We start from the raw sequence: 16,561 nt of genomic DNA on the forward strand, positions 1-16,561 counted from the left end.
GTCTTCTCTCCTTACGTTCGGTAACTTGCATTAATTTTCACGTAATCATAAGTTAAATCACAGCCCCATGCTTTTCCTTTAGCTGTTCCTTCATTAAGAAATACATTCAAAGCTACATGTTCCTGCTGTAAATAGTTCTTAGCCGCTTCTTCATCGAAAGCTTGAGGCTGACTATTTTGCAACATCACGATGTCACCTAACGCCACCGTTATATCATTTGGATTAATTTTGACCCCGCTGTAGCCAACTGCGCAAATAATTCTTCCCCAGTTTGCATCCGCTCCGTACACAGCTGTTTTAACAAGGCTTGATCCAACAATTTGCTTCGCAATTGTATTGGCATCTTCATTTGTAGCAGCACCTTCAACATTTACTTCAATAAGCTTTGTTGCACCTTCTCCATCGCGAGCAATTTGCTTGGCAAGATCCTCACACACAAGTCGAAGTGCCTCATAAAATGCGTTCCAATCAGAGTGATTTACCGTTAGCATTTCGTTTTCAGCTTTTCCATTTGCAAGGACTAACACCATATCATTTGTGGATGTATCTCCATCAACCGTAATCTGATTAAAGCTTTTATTCGTAATAGATCGAAGGGCATCTTGTAAAACTATTGATTCAATATTGGCATCTGTCGTGACAAATCCAAGCATAGTTGCCATATTCGGATGAATCATCCCTGATCCTTTCGCTGCTCCACCAATCGTAACGGTTTTTCCATCGACAACCACTTCGTAGCAAGCAGTTTTCATTACTGTGTCAGTTGTTAAAATCGCCGTTTGGAAAGCTTCTGCTCCTTCCTTTGTATTTGCTGGTTGAAGCTGCTTGATTCCTGCATTAATCTTCTTCATATTTAATAGTTCACCAATCACACCTGTAGAAGCGACGGCTACATAATGAGCAGGTATTTGAAACTGTTCGGCGCTTGTATCCCGCATTTCGTATGCGTCTTTTAACCCTTGTTCACCTGTACAAGCATTCGCACAAGCGCTGTTCACAACAACAGCTTGTAGCTTTTGTTCTTGGCTGATGCTATCTTTTGTCACATATAAAGGTGCTGCTTGAAACGTATTTAGCGTATAAACCGCCGCACAGTTAGCAGGCACATCGCTCATAATGACGCCAATATCTTTTTTCTCATATCGAAGTCCGGCATGAATTCCCGCAGCGGAAAATCCTTTTGGACTAACAATCGTACCATTCTCGATTTTTTTAATATCTACCAAACTCTTTTTTGCTGTAATCACATTATTCCCTCCTACGCTGCTCATCATGGATAAACAGGTAATCCGTTAATACCCAAGTTCTCTTCAAAGCCCAGCATGATATTTGCATTATGTACCGCTTGCCCTGCTGCACCCTTCATCAAATTATCAATCACTGAGACGATTGTGATCCTTTTCGTGCGCTCATCATAATCAAGGCCTATATCACAATAGTTTGATCCGCTCACTTCTTTTGTTGACGGAAATTCTCCTAGCTTTCTCACTCGAACAAAAGGCTTTGCTTCATACGCTTGCACATACAACTCATGAAGTTCTTCTATCGACTTCTCTTCCTTTAACTCTGCATACATCGTGGTCATAATCCCCCGCGTCATCGGAACAAGGTGCGTATTAAACATTACGTTACCAATTTCAGAATCCCATCGCGATAAAACTGATTCAATTTCAGGAATATGCTGATGCTTGTTAACTTTATAAATTTTCATATTTTCATTGATTTCAGCATAATGTGCCAGTTGAGATAATCCGCGACCTGCTCCTGAAATACCGGACTTTGCATCAACGATAATGGAATTAGAAACCACTATTTTTTCTTGAGCAAGCGGTGCTAACCCCAATAACGTTGCCGTTGGATAACACCCCGGATTTGAAATGAAATCAGCGGATGATACTTCATCTGCAAACCATTCTGACAAACCATAAACGGCCTTCTCTAAGTCTTCCAAACTAGCAGAAGGCTTTTTATACCATTTTTCATATAGCTCTTCATCTTTTAATCGAAAGTCTCCCGAGAGATCTATTACTTTTAATCCTTCGTTAATTAATGTAGGAACTAGCTTACTCGATACACCTGAAGGAGTTGCTGTAAAAACCATTTCAAGCTCTTCCGCCATTTCTTTAGGGTTAATTTCTTTTAATTTATATGCAAAATGTGATAAGTGAGGATAAACTTCAGATATTGGCAAATCATTCTGTGAAGATGAATACACTGAATGAATATTTAAATATGGATGACCGTCTAACAACCGAATTAGTTCAGCGCCACCATAACCTGTTGCTCCAACAATACCGACGTTAATCTGTGTCATAATACTACTCCTTTTTCTACGTAACTATTTGAATTATTTCTCATTATAATACTGTATAAAAATAAAATCAAACGAATATTTAAAAAAATTTTATCTTTTTTGAAGTTTGTTAATTTGTTTTAAATATACACACAAATTTATTTTTATTAAAAAACACTCAAAAAAAGTACTTCAACTTTTAAGCTGAAGTACTTTTTTTCACTGAATGCCTAGTGCAATTTTCGCATAGCGTGACATTCTCTCCTTTTCCCACGGAGGGTTAAAGGTAATATTCACCTCGACATTTTCAACGCCATCTAGCCCAATTACGTTTTTCTTCACATCTTCTGTAATTGCTCCTGCTAATGGGCAACCAATGGATGTTAGCGTCATCGTCACAACAACTGTTTGATTTTCTTCCATCATTACATCATAAACAAGGCCTAAGTTTACAATATCAACGCCTAGTTCAGGATCAACTACCTCTTCAAGTGATTCCATAATCTTTTCTTTTAATTGTTCATCCATGTCGCAATCTCCTTTCATATTATGAGATTCTTTTTCGATTGTTTTACCGTAACAATCTCGTTTCTATCTGTCAAACGTTGTGCTTTGTTCTTTTCACAAACTTATGTAAGATAGAAAATAAGCGAATGAATTACGCTGATTTTTAATATATATAAAACCAACTAATTAAGTTCGATTACTTATTAAGATGTGTAAAGGAGATCCTATGAATACAGAAAAACATTTAATCGCTTTAGATTTAGACGGCACGTTATTAGCTGATAATAAAACCATTCTACCTAAAACAAAACGGACGCTTGAACGAGCGAAAGAACTTGGACATATCGTCATGATTGCTACTGGAAGACCTTATCGTTCAAGCGCGATGTATTATGCAGAAATGGAACTCACGACCCCTATCGTTAATTTTAACGGAGCATTGGTTCATCATCCACGTGAAAAAAATTGGGGAGTGTATCATGAGCCGCTTCATAAACAAACCGTTGATGATATTGTCGAAGCAATGAGCAACTTCCGCATTAACAACATTTTGGCTGAAGTAAAAGATGATGTGTATCTACACTTTGAAGATCGAAAGCTGATGGATGTTCTAAGCTTAGGAAATCCACGCTTGGAAACAGGAGATTTGCGTCAACGACTTCATCACAACCCAACTTCTCTACTTATCCATGCGGATGAAGAACACGTAGCTGACATTAGGTCTCACCTATCTGATGTACATGCTGAAGTGATTGAACATCGCCGCTGGGGCGCTCCTTGGCACGTTATTGAGGTTGTCAAAAAAGGATTAAATAAAGCTGTTGGGCTTGAACGCGTCGCAAATTATTACGGAATCTCCCAAGAAAATATTATTGCCTTTGGTGATGAAGACAACGACCTTGAAATGATTAAATTTGCTGGTCATGGGATTGCAATGGGCAATGGAATTCAGGAACTAAAAGATATTGCTCGTGAAGTCACGTATTCAAATGAAGATAATGGTATTGCTTATTATTTGGAAAAGACCTTAAATTTATAACTTAACTATTTTTTGAAAGCACAGGTAATTTTTTTACGCTATCTTTTCATTAAAGCTGCACACACTATAATCGACGCTTAGTTAAGTGTCGATTTTCTTTATTTTAGAGGAGGAAGATATGATGGGTAGAAGCAATCGATCAAAGCGTTTTGTCAAACAAGGTGCAGATTCAGTACAAAAGCATGATGAACGTATTCCTTATCATATGACAATGGCGGAGGCTGAAGCGTTTCAAGCCCAGCAAAGTCAAGCTCCTCATGGAGGTCAGTAACGTATGAAACATTCGTTTTTTCAACAAGTAAAAGAAACAATCCAAAATGTTGTTTCAAATCGCTCTGAGAATCATAAAGGAGAAGGTCAGTCAAATCATGAAAATCATAAAAGCCATAACGGCGAACTTGATATTTCAAGCGAAATGTTAAAAGCCGTAATGACTGATGCTTCACCTCAAGAACAAGAGCAAATCCAGCATTTTGAAAATTCTTTAAATCAAACATATAACACAAAGCAAGCTGCTTCATCACACACACCAGCAGGTCAGATGGAAATTGCGGAAGATATGTTATCTCATATTGAAAACAATGCCTCTCCATCTGAACAAGCACAGCTACATGAGCTTGCTGAAGATTTAGAGAAAAAGAATTAACAAAGACAAAAGCACGCTACATATCATAGCGTGCTTTTATCTTTTATTCGTCTTTGCGAAATAACCCAAATATGCCTGTCGTTTGTACAATGTTTGTGAATGCATGAGGATCAACCTCTTTAATGGTTTTTTCTAAATCAAACAGCTCATACCTTGTCAAAACAATCATTAGCATTTCCTTCTCTTCATTTGTAAAACCACCTTTTGCAGGAACAGCAGTGATACCTCGTACTAATTTGGAATGAATGGCTTTTCTAAGCTCCTCGCCTTTTTTGGTCACAATCATAGCTGTCACTTTCACGTGGCGCGTATGAATAACATCGATGACCCTTGTCGTCGTATATAAAGCAACCAACGTATATAATGATTTTTCCGCACCATATAACAAACCTGCAGCTGCAATAATGACAGCATTTAACGTAAATAAATAACCACCAATTGGCTTATCCTTCATACGTGATAACACCATAGCAATGATGTCTAACCCTCCCGTTGAAGCACCAAACTTCAGCGTAATTCCTACTCCTACAGCTAAAATGACTCCTCCAAATACCGCGTTTAAAATGATGTCTTGAGATAAAGCTTCAATCGGTACAAACTCTAAAAACACCGTTGTAGCTAAGACGCTATAGAAGCTATAAATCGTAAATGTCTTACCTACCTTTTTCCAACCTAAAATCGTTACGGGAATGTTTAATAAAAGCAGCAGAATACCTGTAGAAATTGTAAATGGCGTATAGTCAGTTACAACACTTGAAATTAATTGGGCAACTCCTGTAAATCCACTGGAATAAACATTCGCTGGAATTAGAAATAAGTTTAAAGCAACTGCGTTTAATAAAGCACCAACTGTAACAACAATAATTTTTTTGACTTCCAGCCACTTGTTCAATTGTTTCAGACCTCCAAACTATGTATACATGTAGTATTTGCTCATTCTTTTTTTATAGTATGAACATTTTTACTTTATAAAAAAATTATTCATAAATTGTATTTTTTCCTCAGTACTTATACACTAGTATTATTATTGTATTTATTTTCTTTCCGTCAAACTGTAAAAAAGTAAACGCTTAGATAAATGTAGTAGGAAGGTGACATTTATGTCAATAAAAATTTTAACAGACAGTGCTAGTGACTTACCACGTTCTTTTTTCGAAGAAAATAACGTTTCGTTACTCCCTCTTCGTGTTCATTTACGCGATACAGAATATTTAGATTTAGAAACAATCAACCCTGCAGAAGTATACAAAGCCATTCGAGAAGGAGCAATGCCGAAAACATCTCAAGCTGCTCCAACTACTTTATATGAAACATTTGAAGAGTTGGCCAAATTAGACGAGCAATGTGTTTATATTGCATTTTCTTCTGAACTCTCAGGAACTTATCAAACGGCTGTGATGGTTAAAAATGAACTATTAGAAACGTACCCTAACTTCGAGCTAGAAATTATTGATACAAAATGCGCTTCTCTTGGGCAGGGTCTTGTTGTACACTATGCCGTTCAACAGCTGGCAACTGGCCTCAGCTTTAAAGAACTTGTAGCAAAGACAAAACAATATGCGACTAGCATGGAGCATATCTTCACGGTAGACGACCTTGATTTTCTTGCACAAGGTGGACGCGTAAGCAAAGCTTCTGCATTTGTTGGAGGATTGCTAAATATCAAACCTTTATTACATGTTGAAGATGGTAAGCTCGTTCCAATTGAAAAATTAAGAGGACGCAAGAAAGTGTTAAAGCGTATGGTCGATATCATGGAAGAACGCGGTGCAAAAAATCTAAGGGACCAAACAATCGCAATTAGCCACGGTGATGATGAAGAAACAGCTAAGCAGTTAAAAGTACTAATTGAAGAGCGATTTGGCTCCAAATCGTTTTTAATTAACATGATTGGAGCAGCTGTTGGTTCTCACGCTGGACCTGGGACGATTGCACTTTTCTTTTTAAACGACATTATCGAATAATGCTTATAGTTCAGGGTAATCTAACGATATGTTCTAAAAAGGAGTGTGTGTTAGAATGCCTCATACAAGTGATAATGATAAAAAAGCAAAAGATAATCAAGCAAAGCAAGAACAAAAGAATCTACATGAACAAAGAAATCGACAAGCAGGAAAACATTCATTTTCTAAAAAGACAGATCACCTATAAATTCATGACAAAACCGCTTGGATGGTTCCAAGCGGTTTTGTTTCGTCTTTATTTATCTTTTTTAAAGTATGTCCAGCCCTCTTCTTGATACACCTTGTCTTCTTTCATTAGCTTTCCTAAGGCGCGCTTAAACGCTGCTTTACTCATATTAAAACGTGTACGAATATCTTCTGGGTAACTTTTATCCCAAAATGGCATAACGCCTCCGCGACTTTCCATGTAATCGTATAACACCTGCGCATCTTCATCCATACTTTCTTGTTTTCGGGGTAGTAACGAAACATTCAATGTACCGTCTTCTTTTACATTCACAACACGTCCCGTTACAAGCGCTCCAATCTTCGGCTCTTCCTTACGTTCTGATTCGTGAATAAATCCAACATAACCTTCTTCTGTCATAATAAAAGACCCTACTCGTAGCACGCGATAGATACGACCCGTGACTTCGCGATTAAACAGATGACTTGGAGCCGGCTTAGCCATTGCTTTCATAACGTCATCTGTGGCAACTTTGCCATAAATTTTTCCACGCTTTGATATTTTCATCGTACAATAAAGCTTGTTGCCTACATCAGGCCACAGGCTTTCTAGAGCTGGAAGGTCCGTTGAACCGATAAGCATGTCTTTGCTCATACCGATATCCACAAATACACCTAAATCATCATTTACGTCAACTACTTCAACCCACGCATACGTTCCCTCTTCAACAACTGGCATATGCATCGTAGCTGTTAGTCGACTTTGGTTATCTAAGTATACAAACACTTCTACTTCTTCTTGTTCTGCTAACTCTTGCGTTGTTTCATTTTTATGAAGAAGAATCTCTCCATCTTCGCTATCAAGCATATATCCCATCGGCGTTTCACGGCTTACAGTCAAATATGCTCTTTGGCCTGGTTCTACTCTACTCATTTTTTATCCATCCTTTATGTGAAGTTCATTTATTCCTTTTATAATCGAATTGTACTCTCATCATTGATTCTACACTACGAAAACAAACGTTCAAAATTGTATTGTATCAATTTCAAGATGCTTGTTCAATATCAGTTGTATCCCCTTTTCGTTTTATTTATAATTAAAGAAAAAAACAAGGAGGATTCTATGGCAAAAGATAGCTCATTTGACGTAGTATCACAGGTTGACTTACAAGAAGTAACAAATGGAATCACAATGGCTTTAAAAGAAATTCGAAACCGCTATGATTTTAAAGGAAGCAAAAGCGACATTTCTGTTGATAAGGAAGAGCTCGTATTAGTTTCAGATGATGAGTTTAAGCTGGAACAACTGAAGGATGTTATGGTTTCAAAATTAATTAAGCGCGGTGTACCAACAAAGAATATTGAATATGGTAAAGTTGAGAACGCTTCAGGTGGTACAGTCCGCCAGCGCGGTAAGCTGATTCAAGGTATCGATAAAGAAAATGCTAAAAAGATTACTGCTCTAATCAAAAAAAGCGGATTAAAAGTAAAGAGCCAGATTCAAGATGATCAGCTGCGTGTAAGCGCTAAAAGCCGCGATGATCTACAACAAGTCATTGCCGCAATTAGAGAAGCAGATTTATCAATTGACGTGCAGTTTATTAATTATCGCTAAGTTTATTCATTATTATTAAGGGTAAAGACCAGTAGCTATGCTATTGGTCTTTTTTTCCTTTACGCATACTTATTCTAGCACCACGCATACTATTTACGTTCAATATCATCAATTACTTTTAAAGGAGTGTATGAGCAAATGAGTCAACAACAGCAAAAACAAACCTTTCCCCCACAGCATCAGCAAACACAACCTGGCATTGAATCAGAAATGAATCCAAAACCAACTTCTATTGCCACAGACTATAAAGCCAGTGGCAAACTTTCTGGAAAAGTAGCGATTATTACAGGGGGTGACAGCGGTATTGGACGTTCGGTTGCATACCATTTCGCAAAGGAAGGTGCCAATATTGTTCTTACGTATTTAGATGAGCATGACGATGCAGGTGAAACGAAAAAGACCATTGAAGAATGTGGCGTGTCGTGCTTAGCTCTTTCTGGAGATATCGGTGAAGAGCTGTTTTGTGAAAAAGTGGTTCATGAAACCGTTCAGAAGTTTGGACAACTTGATATCTTGGTAAATAACGCAGCTGAGCAGCATCCTCAAAAAGATATTACACAGATTAGTGCAGAACAGCTACAGCGAACGTTTCAAACAAATATTTTCTCATTCTTTTATTTTACAAAAGCAGCGATGCCTCACTTAAAAAAAGGAAGTTCTATTATTAATACAACGTCTGTGACTGCTTATCATGGTCACGATCAGCTTATTGATTACTCATCAACAAAAGGAGCCATTGTATCATTCACTCGCTCGTTGTCAGCATCATTAGCAGCAAAAGGGATTCGAGTAAATGGCGTTGCTCCTGGACCTATTTGGACACCTCTTATCCCTTCAACATTTGATGAACAGCAAGTAGCTTCATTTGGAGCAGACACGCCGATGCAGCGTGCTGGTCAGCCTTCTGAGCTTGGACCTGCTTATGTATTTTTAGCAAGCAGCGATTCATCTTATATATCTGGACAAGTTATCCATATAAACGGTGGAACCATTGTAAATGGATAATTTGTTATTGAAGCTGTAGACTTCTCTACAGCTTCTTCTTTTTGCATATAAAAGACATATCTGCTTAAATAATAGATGATACGATGCTGCTTTAAAGGGGATTGAGGAAATGACAAAGTCTAACTATTCTACACCGCTGGTTCAGTCCATCTTCGAAAAAATTATTAATGAGGTTGATGCTGGTATTCATGCAATTGATGAACATGGTACAACCATTATTTATAATGAACAAATGATGCAAATGGAATCCATGGAAAAGCACGATGTGCTTCACAAGAACGTGCTGGATGTTTTCATGTTTCAAGATAATCAAGAGAGTACGCTTGTCAAAGCTCTACGTGAGGGTAAATCAACTATTAACGTAAAACAAACGTATTTCAACAATAAAGGAAAAGAAATTACGACCATCAATAACACATTTCCAATCATTGATAATGGGAAAATTAAAGGCGCAGTTGAAATTGCGAAAGATGTAACTCAGCTTGAGAAGCTTATCCGTGAGAACAACCGACATCGAGAGCCAAAAATGATAACATTTGAGCAGATTATCGGTAGCAGTACAGCTATGCAAGATGTAGTAAATGTCGCGAAACGAGCCACGCGCACTCCTTCATCCGTTTTAATTGTAGGTGACACAGGCACGGGAAAAGAATTGTTTGCTCAAAGCATACATAATGGGAGCAGTCGATCGGCTAAACCGTTTATTTCACAAAACTGTGCTGCAATTCCAGATACTTTAATGGAAAGCCTCCTTTTTGGAACAGTTCGAGGTGCTTTTACAGGCGCAGCAGACCAGCCTGGACTTTTTGAACAAGCTAATGGAGGAACTTTACTATTAGATGAAATAAATTCGCTTCCTACAAATCTTCAAGCGAAGCTGCTTCGTGTTTTGCAGGAAAAAACGATTCGTCGCATTGGCGACACGAAAGAAAGAACGATAGATGTTCGTATTATCGCTAATATGAACGAAGACCCTATTAATGCTATTAACGAACATCGATTACGAAAAGACTTATACTATCGCTTAGGGGTTGTCACGATACAGATTCCACCTCTAAGAGAGCGTAAAGAAGATATACCAGCGCTCGTTAAAACATTTATTCAAAAGTACAACGATCGCTTTCAAATGGAGGTAATGGGAATTGATGAGCGAGTCATGTCATCTTTTTTACATTACGAATGGCCTGGTAACGTTAGAGAGTTAGAACACGTTATTGAAGGTGCGATGAACTTGATGATTGGTGAAGAGGAAATACACTACCATCACTTACCATTCCAGTATCAAAATCGCTTCCTTCCGCCTGTTAATACCAGAGTGATAAGCCATGTCCGGAACGAAGATCAAGCTTATGTCCCCTTAAAAAGTCAGCTTTTGCAGTTTGAAGCTCACTGTATTAAAGAAGCACTAGAGCAACATGATGACAACATTTCTCAGACAGCTAAGGCACTAGGAATGAGCAGGCAGAGCTTACAATATCGAATGCGCCGTTTGAACATTACGAAATAAGGCTTCTGCCTTATTTCGCTTTCAACAGCTCCGTTGTCACCTGTTGGATAAATTGAGGTAAAATCTTAAATGAATAAGGCTTATAGACTCTTTCCGTCCATTTATGACCATCTTTTCCGTATACGCCAAGGTTGATAGACGGAAGGTCCAACTCTTTAATTTCTTGAAACGGAATGGTCTGATTAAATTCCCAACCTGGAAAGTTCCTCGTGAACGAATGTATTTCTTCGTTTGTTTCTGAAAATGACAAAAAACTTCCATCAGATAGATAAGGGAAAAACTTTCGCACTTCGAATTGCTCATTCGTTTCAGATGTGAACTTTTCTACACAAGCATGTATCGCGTTCAAAACCTCATTTCCCTTTTCAGTACTTATATCGACGTGATTATGCGGTAAATAAGGTGGTGCATAAAACAAAATAACTCGCGGCTTATGAGAAGTATCCAAAGCTTGAAGTACTTCTACTAACTTAAAAGCTTTCATTCGAGCTTCTAACAGCTCATATTTAATTAGGGTTTGCTCGATATGGGGGCGCGGATCGATGCCTTGTGTCTGTAAGTCTAAAAGGTATTGATGTAGCGTGACAACTTCTATCTCAAATGATAGGGTGCGGTTAGGCAATTGAGCTCTTCTGCAAAAATCTTCATACGCTTGATTAAGTCTGTTTTCAACCTCTTGACATGCTTGACGTGCAACCTTCAGCAATTCATTCGTTACTTCATTGATTTTCTTTTCATACATGAAGTAATTAAAGTACAAATGCGTATATACAGCTGTCTGCACATTATATGTTTCTTTGCCATCTCTCTGGTACAGACAAGTCGGTGGTAAAATCATTTCACCTTCAATCTCCTCCGCTAAGCTCATGTTATTATGAATGCTTCGTGTAAGCTCAGAGGCAATCACATTTGGATCAATTCCTCGTAGCGTATCGCCTACGTGTACCGTACGACCATGAACATAAAAGCATGGCAATACTTTTCCAGCTGTACCTGTATAGAGATAGCGGGTTTGATCTCCTTCATACAAAGGCGCAATAAAGTCATTGTTAATGGCTGTTACATAGTCTAACTGATATTTTATTTTCAAGCGTTTCAATTCTTTAACAGCAGCTAAAATTCCTCTATGTTCACTTTCTTCATCTCCATTAATGACCAATAAGATATTTCCTTCCAGCTCCTTGATCTTTTCTGTAAAGTAAAGGATGTTAACAAGATGAACGGCAATTCCACTTTTCATATCAAGGGCTCCACGCCCAAACAGCCAATCACCTGATGCTGCATCAGCTTGAACTTCTGGATCTTTTTGCTGAATCATGAAATATGTCTTTAATTCATCAGCATCGTATGCAATATGCTTAAGATGTCCATAATCATCTATCCCCACTGTATCTAAATGCGCATGGTATACAATGGTTTTTGCTGATTGCTTTGCGCCTTTCACAAATGCAAAAACATTTTTCCGGTTCACGGGGTCATGAGGAACATGTTGTATCCATAGATGATGAGGATTTTCACTAAAATAAGGAAATGTTTGAAGTAACTCTTTTACAAATTCAGCAAGCTTCTCCTCTCCTTCTGTTCCATTGACGCTTTCGATTTCTACCAATGTTTTTGTAAGAACTTCTACTTTTTGTTCTAATGACAAGTGAGCAAGTTGTTCATACATATTCGCAACATCTCCTTCTATTATAAAAAAGCTCAGCCGCACGGTTTAACACCGTACGACTGGGCTTTTTAGGCATAAAATACTTTTTGAATTCGCTCAATTGCCCAATCAAGCTCTTCTTTTGAAATTGTGAGCGGTGGAGCAAATCGAATAACTGTGTGATGCGTTTCTTTACATAAAAGACCTTCTGCTTTTAATTTTTCACAATATGGTCGAGCTGCTTCGTATAGCTCTACACCAATAAATAGACCGCGACCGCGAACTTCTTTAATAATCGGGTTTCCAATTTTATTTAGCTCTTCTTTGAAGTAATTGCCTAATTCTAATGAGCGGTTTGCTAATTCTTCTTCTTCAATTACTTCTAACGATGCTAGGGAAACAGCACAAGCGAGTGGATTTCCTCCAAACGTAGAACCGTGCGATCCTGGATTAAATACACCTAAGATATCATCATTTGCAACAACGCATGAAATTGGGAACACGCCTCCTCCTAATGCTTTTCCTAAAATCAGCATGTCAGGTTCAAAACCTTCCCACTCGTAAGCAAATAGCTTACCAGTGCGAGCCAACCCTACTTGAATTTCATCTGCAATGAAGAGAACGTTATTTTCTTTACAAAGATCAAAGGCTGCTTTTAGGAATCCTTCTGGCGGAAGCACTATCCCTGCTTCACCTTGAATCGGTTCAATAAGAAACGCTGCTGTATTTGGTGTAATAGCAGCTTTTAATGCTTCTAAATCACCATATGGAATTGTTTTAATCCCTGGTAGCATCGGACCGAATCCTCGCTTATACTCTGCTTCTGATGATAGCGAAACAGCAGTCATTGTACGGCCATGGAAATTCCCTTCACAAGCAATAATTTGTGCTTGATTTTCAGCAACGCCTTTTACATCATAAGCCCAACGACGAGCAGCTTTAACTGCTGTTTCAACCGCTTCGGCTCCCGTATTCATCGGTAGTGCCATATTTTTATTTGTCATTTTACAAATTTTCTCATACCATGGACCTAACTGGTCATTATGAAAAGCGCGTGACGTTAACGTAACTTTATCTGCTTGACGCTTTAGTGCTTCAATAATTTTAGGGTGACGATGCCCTTGGTTAACCGCTGAATACGCGCTCAGCATATCCATATATCTATTATTTTCTGGATCATGCACCCACACTCCTTCTGCTTTTTCAATAACAATTGGTAGTGGATGATAGTTATTTGCGCCAAATCTTTCCGTTTGTTGAATAATTGTGTCTGTTTGTTTTACCTGTACCATTCAAGTCATCCTCCTTCATTTTATCTTACGTATGTGATTAGAACATTTCAGATGTTGTTTTCGCCTGCATATGAAGTAATAAATAATCAGGACCACCAGCCTTTGAGTCAGTGCCTGACATATTGAACCCACCAAATGGCTGATAACCAACAATCGCTCCCGTACACCCTCTATTAAAATATAAGTTTCCAACATGAAACTCTTCGCGCGCACGCTCGATATTAGCACGCGTATTCGATAGGACTGCGCCTGTTAATCCATAATCTGTATTGTTTGCAACTTCTAACATGTGATCAAAGTCTCTTGCTTTACAAATTGCCACAACTGGCCCGAAAATTTCTTCCTTCATTAAACGAGCGTCTTGGTCTACGTTTCCAAATACAGTTGGCTGGACAAAGAAACCGTTAGATGAGTCTCCTTCTCCTCCTACTAATAAATCTCCTTCTGTTCTACCAATCTCAATGTAACTCATAATTTTATCAAACGATGCTTGGTGAATAACTGGTCCCATGTACGTATCTACGCTCTCTGGATTCCCGACTGTTAAAGTTTGTGTTAAAGAGACAACCTTTTCGACAACCTCATCATATACGTCTTCATGAATAACGGCTCTTGATCCTGCTGAACACTTTTGACCAGAAAAACCAAAAGCAGAGTAAACGATGGATGAAGCAGCTAACTCTAAATCGGCATCGCGATCAACCAATACCGTATCCTTACCACCCATTTCTGCAATCACACGCTTTAGCCAAATTTGGCCTGGTTGTACTTTCGCTGCGCGTTCATAAATACGACATCCCACTTCTCGAGAACCCGTAAACGAAACAAATCTTGTTTTTGGATGTTCAACTAAATAATCTCCAATAATAGATCCTTTACCAGGAGTAAAGTTAAGAACACCTTTTGGCAAACCTGCTTCTTCCATGAGCTCTACAAATTTAGCAGCAATAACCGGCGTTGCATCAGCTGGTTTTAGTAAAATAGTGTTTCCACTCACAATGGCTGCAATTGCCGTTCCAGCCATAATTGCTAACGGAAAGTTAAAAGGTGAAATAATGATACCCACACCTAACGGAACATAGTTATACTGATTATATTCACCTGGACGGCTGTTAACCGGCTGTCCTTTTGTAAGCTCCAGCATTTGCCTTGCATAATATTCGATGAAGTCAATAGCTTCTGCTGTATCTGCATCTGCTTCGTTCCAAGGCTTTCCAGCTTCTTTTACTAAATAGGCAGAAAATTCGTGCTTACGGCGTCTTAGCATTGCTGCTGCGCGGAATAAAATATTTGCTCGATCTTCAGCTTTCCACTTTTTCCATTCTTCAAAAGCCTCTAACGCCGCATTCATTGCTTTTTCAGCTAGCTCTTGATTTGCTAATGAGACGTAGCCAATTACTTCTGTCTTGTTTGAAGGGTTAATAGACGTTGTTTTTTCTTCTGTTTCAATACGCTCACCGTTAATAATAAGTGGGTATGTTTTTCCCAATTGTGTACTCACGTATGATAAAGCTTCTTGAAATAGCTGTTGATTCTTTTCATCTTTAAAATTAGTAAATGGTTCATGTTGATATGTACGTACCATGTAAATACCTCCTAAGATTAACTTTTCTACTCACTAATCTTTATTGCAAGATTGATGCCAACATGCGTATCTCCGTTTTTTTCTTATTTTTCAAGAAATTAAGCTCAAATTAATAGCAAAAAATATTTGCATGCAAAAAAAGTTTTTGTTAATAAGCAAAATTTTTTTGCGTAATCTTATTCGCACTTACTACCACAAGGTTTTTGACATTTAAACAAACGTTTGATTAATAGAAAAAACGACTGTATATATACAGTCGTTTCTTACCTATTACCGCTTTTTACATGAGTGCCTTGTTACAATTGAATGTGGAATACGAATACTTTCAATTGGTTGAGAAGACGCTTCAATTTTTTTCGTCAAGCTACGGACAGCCTGATAGCCTAATTCAAAGATATTAATATCAATCGATGTAAGTGCGGGTCTTGCCATTTCAGCAATTAGTACATTATTGAAGCTAATAATGGACATATCTTCTGGGACTGAAATTCCAATCTCATCAAGGGTATTGAGTACACCTAAAGCCATTAAATCATCAGCTACAACGAGAGCAGTTGGTCGTTCTTTTAAACTTAATAACTCACAAACAGCTTCTTTCCCACCTTCTTGTAAAAATTCTTCATGAATTACATATTCACTACGATAGGGAATCCCGGCTCCTTGTATTGCTTTATCGTAACCTGTTAAACGATCAATCGTTACAACAAGATCTAAACTACCTCCAATAAACGCAATTCGATTATGCCCTAGTTCAATTAAGTATTCTGTTGCTTCTTTTGCTGCTTTAAAGTTATCGTTGTCTACATACGTGATATGCTCACTATTTTTGAATGGCTTTCCAACTACAACAAACGGAATATTTTGCTCCTGTAAATACGCTAATACTGGATCATCAATTTTAGAATATAAGAGAATTAGTCCGTCTACTCTTCTCCCTTGTACCATTTGCATTACTTCTCTTAAAATTTCTGATTCCGCTTCACCAGTTGACATATAAATAGCTCGCTTTTTTTCGTGAGCACCTGTACTAATCCCGCGTAGCACTTCTGGGAAAAATGGATTTTGAAAAACGTTCCCAGCAGAGCTTGGCATCACTATACCAATTGCTTCTGTTGTTTTATTAGCTAAATTACGAGCAATGATATTAGGATGATAGCCTAACTCTTCCATCGCTTCACGTACTCGTTGTTTTGTTTTCTCACTAATTCTTGAACTATTTGCAATTACGCGTGAGACTGTAGAAGGAGCTACCTTTGCTAAATTTGCTACATCTTTTATTGTTACGCTCACCGTAT

At 38.1% G+C, this 16,561-nt stretch carries 17 protein-coding genes; 8 read left to right on the top strand and 9 right to left on the bottom strand.

All coding sequences use genetic code 11. From position 1 onward, the window contains the following. Nucleotides 1–11: 11 nt before the first annotated feature. The 3 genes from argJ to EPL02_RS07025 form a co-directional block, all read right to left on the bottom strand. The gene (gene argJ / locus EPL02_RS07015; RefSeq protein ID WP_434223161.1) at nt 12–1,244 is read right to left on the bottom strand and encodes a bifunctional ornithine acetyltransferase/N-acetylglutamate synthase; all 1,233 of its coding nucleotides are present in this window, start codon (nt 1,242–1,244) and stop codon (nt 12–14) included. Nucleotides 1,245–1,270: 26 nt separating this feature from the next. Further along, nucleotides 1,271–2,314, bottom strand: a complete 1,044-nt coding sequence (argC, locus tag EPL02_RS07020) for an N-acetyl-gamma-glutamyl-phosphate reductase (RefSeq protein WP_094912851.1) — start codon at nt 2,312–2,314, stop codon at nt 1,271–1,273. A gap of 198 nt (nt 2,315–2,512) precedes the next feature. Next, entirely contained in the window at nt 2,513–2,821 is a 309-nt protein-coding gene (locus EPL02_RS07025; RefSeq protein WP_094912852.1) for a metal-sulfur cluster assembly factor, read from the bottom strand. Between the two features lie 205 nt (nt 2,822–3,026). On the opposite strand from EPL02_RS07025, the gene EPL02_RS07030 reads away from it, so the two are divergent. The 3 genes from EPL02_RS07030 to EPL02_RS07035 all read left to right on the top strand — a co-directional run bounded on the left by EPL02_RS07030 (nt 3,027) and on the right by EPL02_RS07035 (nt 4,485). Continuing rightward, nucleotides 3,027–3,839 (top strand): Cof-type HAD-IIB family hydrolase, encoded by an 813-nt coding sequence (locus EPL02_RS07030; RefSeq protein ID WP_094912853.1) that lies wholly within the window; start codon nt 3,027–3,029, stop codon nt 3,837–3,839. Between the two features lie 118 nt (nt 3,840–3,957). Beyond that, nucleotides 3,958–4,110 (top strand): hypothetical protein, encoded by a 153-nt coding sequence (locus EPL02_RS20820; RefSeq protein WP_165932522.1) that lies wholly within the window; start codon nt 3,958–3,960, stop codon nt 4,108–4,110. Between the two features lie 3 nt (nt 4,111–4,113). Beyond that, a complete protein-coding gene (locus EPL02_RS07035; protein WP_094912854.1) occupies nt 4,114–4,485 on the top strand; it encodes a hypothetical protein in 372 nt (123 codons plus the stop codon). Nucleotides 4,486–4,528: 43 nt separating this feature from the next. Here the strand turns inward: EPL02_RS07035 and EPL02_RS07040 are convergent, their stop codons facing one another. Then, nucleotides 4,529–5,377, bottom strand: coding sequence for a YitT family protein (locus tag EPL02_RS07040; RefSeq protein WP_094912855.1), 849 nt, complete (start codon nt 5,375–5,377; stop codon nt 4,529–4,531). 208 nt (nt 5,378–5,585) lie between these two features. On the opposite strand from EPL02_RS07040, the gene EPL02_RS07045 reads away from it, so the two are divergent. Continuing rightward, complete coding sequence (locus tag EPL02_RS07045) at nt 5,586–6,449, top strand: DegV family protein (protein ID WP_094912856.1); 864 nt, start codon at nt 5,586–5,588, stop codon at nt 6,447–6,449. Nucleotides 6,450–6,504: 55 nt separating this feature from the next. Next, nucleotides 6,505–6,636 carry a DUF3941 domain-containing protein gene (locus tag EPL02_RS07050; protein WP_076513403.1) on the top strand — a complete coding sequence of 44 codons (132 nt, stop codon included), beginning with the start codon at nt 6,505–6,507 and terminating at the stop codon, nt 6,634–6,636. Nucleotides 6,637–6,684: 48 nt separating this feature from the next. Here EPL02_RS07050 and EPL02_RS07055 read toward each other — a convergent pair whose 3' ends face one another. Continuing rightward, a complete protein-coding gene (locus EPL02_RS07055; RefSeq protein ID WP_094912857.1) occupies nt 6,685–7,548 on the bottom strand; it encodes a CvfB family protein in 864 nt (287 codons plus the stop codon). Between the two features lie 189 nt (nt 7,549–7,737). Here EPL02_RS07055 and EPL02_RS07060 point away from each other — a divergent pair, with 189 nt between their 5' ends. The 3 genes from EPL02_RS07060 to EPL02_RS07070 all read left to right on the top strand — a co-directional run bounded on the left by EPL02_RS07060 (nt 7,738) and on the right by EPL02_RS07070 (nt 10,741). Further along, entirely contained in the window at nt 7,738–8,229 is a 492-nt protein-coding gene (locus tag EPL02_RS07060; RefSeq protein WP_131887367.1) for a YajQ family cyclic di-GMP-binding protein, read from the top strand. A 138-nt stretch (nt 8,230–8,367) separates the two neighbouring features. Continuing rightward, entirely contained in the window at nt 8,368–9,234 is an 867-nt protein-coding gene (locus tag EPL02_RS07065; RefSeq protein WP_131887368.1) for an SDR family oxidoreductase, read from the top strand. A 109-nt stretch (nt 9,235–9,343) separates the two neighbouring features. Next, nucleotides 9,344–10,741: a sigma-54 interaction domain-containing protein gene (locus tag EPL02_RS07070; protein ID WP_094912860.1), complete on the top strand. Its 1,398-nt coding sequence runs from the start codon at nt 9,344–9,346 to the stop codon at nt 10,739–10,741. Nucleotides 10,742–10,751: 10 nt separating this feature from the next. Here EPL02_RS07070 and EPL02_RS07075 read toward each other — a convergent pair whose 3' ends face one another. From EPL02_RS07075 to EPL02_RS07090, 4 genes are all read right to left on the bottom strand, one after another. Beyond that, nucleotides 10,752–12,410: a M20/M25/M40 family metallo-hydrolase gene (locus EPL02_RS07075; protein WP_094912861.1), complete on the bottom strand. Its 1,659-nt coding sequence runs from the start codon at nt 12,408–12,410 to the stop codon at nt 10,752–10,754. A 68-nt stretch (nt 12,411–12,478) separates the two neighbouring features. Beyond that, complete coding sequence (locus EPL02_RS07080; RefSeq protein WP_094912862.1) at nt 12,479–13,681, bottom strand: ornithine--oxo-acid transaminase; 1,203 nt, start codon at nt 13,679–13,681, stop codon at nt 12,479–12,481. Between the two features lie 37 nt (nt 13,682–13,718). Beyond that, on the bottom strand, nt 13,719–15,266 hold the full coding sequence (gene pruA, locus EPL02_RS07085) for an L-glutamate gamma-semialdehyde dehydrogenase (RefSeq protein WP_094912863.1): 1,548 nt from the start codon (nt 15,264–15,266) through the stop codon (nt 13,719–13,721). Nucleotides 15,267–15,536: 270 nt separating this feature from the next. Further along, nucleotides 15,537–16,556: a LacI family DNA-binding transcriptional regulator gene (locus tag EPL02_RS07090; protein WP_094912864.1), complete on the bottom strand. Its 1,020-nt coding sequence runs from the start codon at nt 16,554–16,556 to the stop codon at nt 15,537–15,539. Nucleotides 16,557–16,561: the final 5 nt, after the last annotated feature.

Origin of the sequence: Bacillus sp. CBEL-1, from assembly GCF_004348885.1 — a bacterium.
Lineage (GTDB): Bacteria > Bacillota > Bacilli > Bacillales > Bacillaceae_H > Priestia > Priestia aryabhattai_A.

Excerpts from the sequence above, each read along its gene's own strand:
- EPL02_RS07025 (WP_094912852.1), bottom strand. The coding sequence starts at position 2,821 with ATGGATGAACAATTAAAAGAAAAGATTATGGAATCACTTGAAGAGGTA.
- EPL02_RS07070 (WP_094912860.1), top strand. The coding sequence starts at position 9,344 with ATGACAAAGTCTAACTATTCTACACCGCTGGTTCAGTCCATCTTCGAA.
- EPL02_RS20820 (WP_165932522.1), top strand. The coding sequence starts at position 3,958 with ATGATGGGTAGAAGCAATCGATCAAAGCGTTTTGTCAAACAAGGTGCA.
- EPL02_RS07030 (WP_094912853.1), top strand. The coding sequence starts at position 3,027 with ATGAATACAGAAAAACATTTAATCGCTTTAGATTTAGACGGCACGTTA.
- EPL02_RS07035 (WP_094912854.1), top strand. The coding sequence starts at position 4,114 with ATGAAACATTCGTTTTTTCAACAAGTAAAAGAAACAATCCAAAATGTT.
- EPL02_RS07080 (WP_094912862.1), bottom strand. The coding sequence starts at position 13,681 with ATGGTACAGGTAAAACAAACAGACACAATTATTCAACAAACGGAAAGA.
- argC (WP_094912851.1), bottom strand. The coding sequence starts at position 2,314 with ATGACACAGATTAACGTCGGTATTGTTGGAGCAACAGGTTATGGTGGC.
- EPL02_RS07055 (WP_094912857.1), bottom strand. The coding sequence starts at position 7,548 with ATGAGTAGAGTAGAACCAGGCCAAAGAGCATATTTGACTGTAAGCCGT.
- EPL02_RS07075 (WP_094912861.1), bottom strand. The coding sequence starts at position 12,410 with ATGTATGAACAACTTGCTCACTTGTCATTAGAACAAAAAGTAGAAGTT.
- EPL02_RS07045 (WP_094912856.1), top strand. The coding sequence starts at position 5,586 with ATGTCAATAAAAATTTTAACAGACAGTGCTAGTGACTTACCACGTTCT.
- EPL02_RS07065 (WP_131887368.1), top strand. The coding sequence starts at position 8,368 with ATGAGTCAACAACAGCAAAAACAAACCTTTCCCCCACAGCATCAGCAA.
- pruA (WP_094912863.1), bottom strand. The coding sequence starts at position 15,266 with ATGGTACGTACATATCAACATGAACCATTTACTAATTTTAAAGATGAA.
- EPL02_RS07060 (WP_131887367.1), top strand. The coding sequence starts at position 7,738 with ATGGCAAAAGATAGCTCATTTGACGTAGTATCACAGGTTGACTTACAA.
- EPL02_RS07050 (WP_076513403.1), top strand. The coding sequence starts at position 6,505 with ATGCCTCATACAAGTGATAATGATAAAAAAGCAAAAGATAATCAAGCA.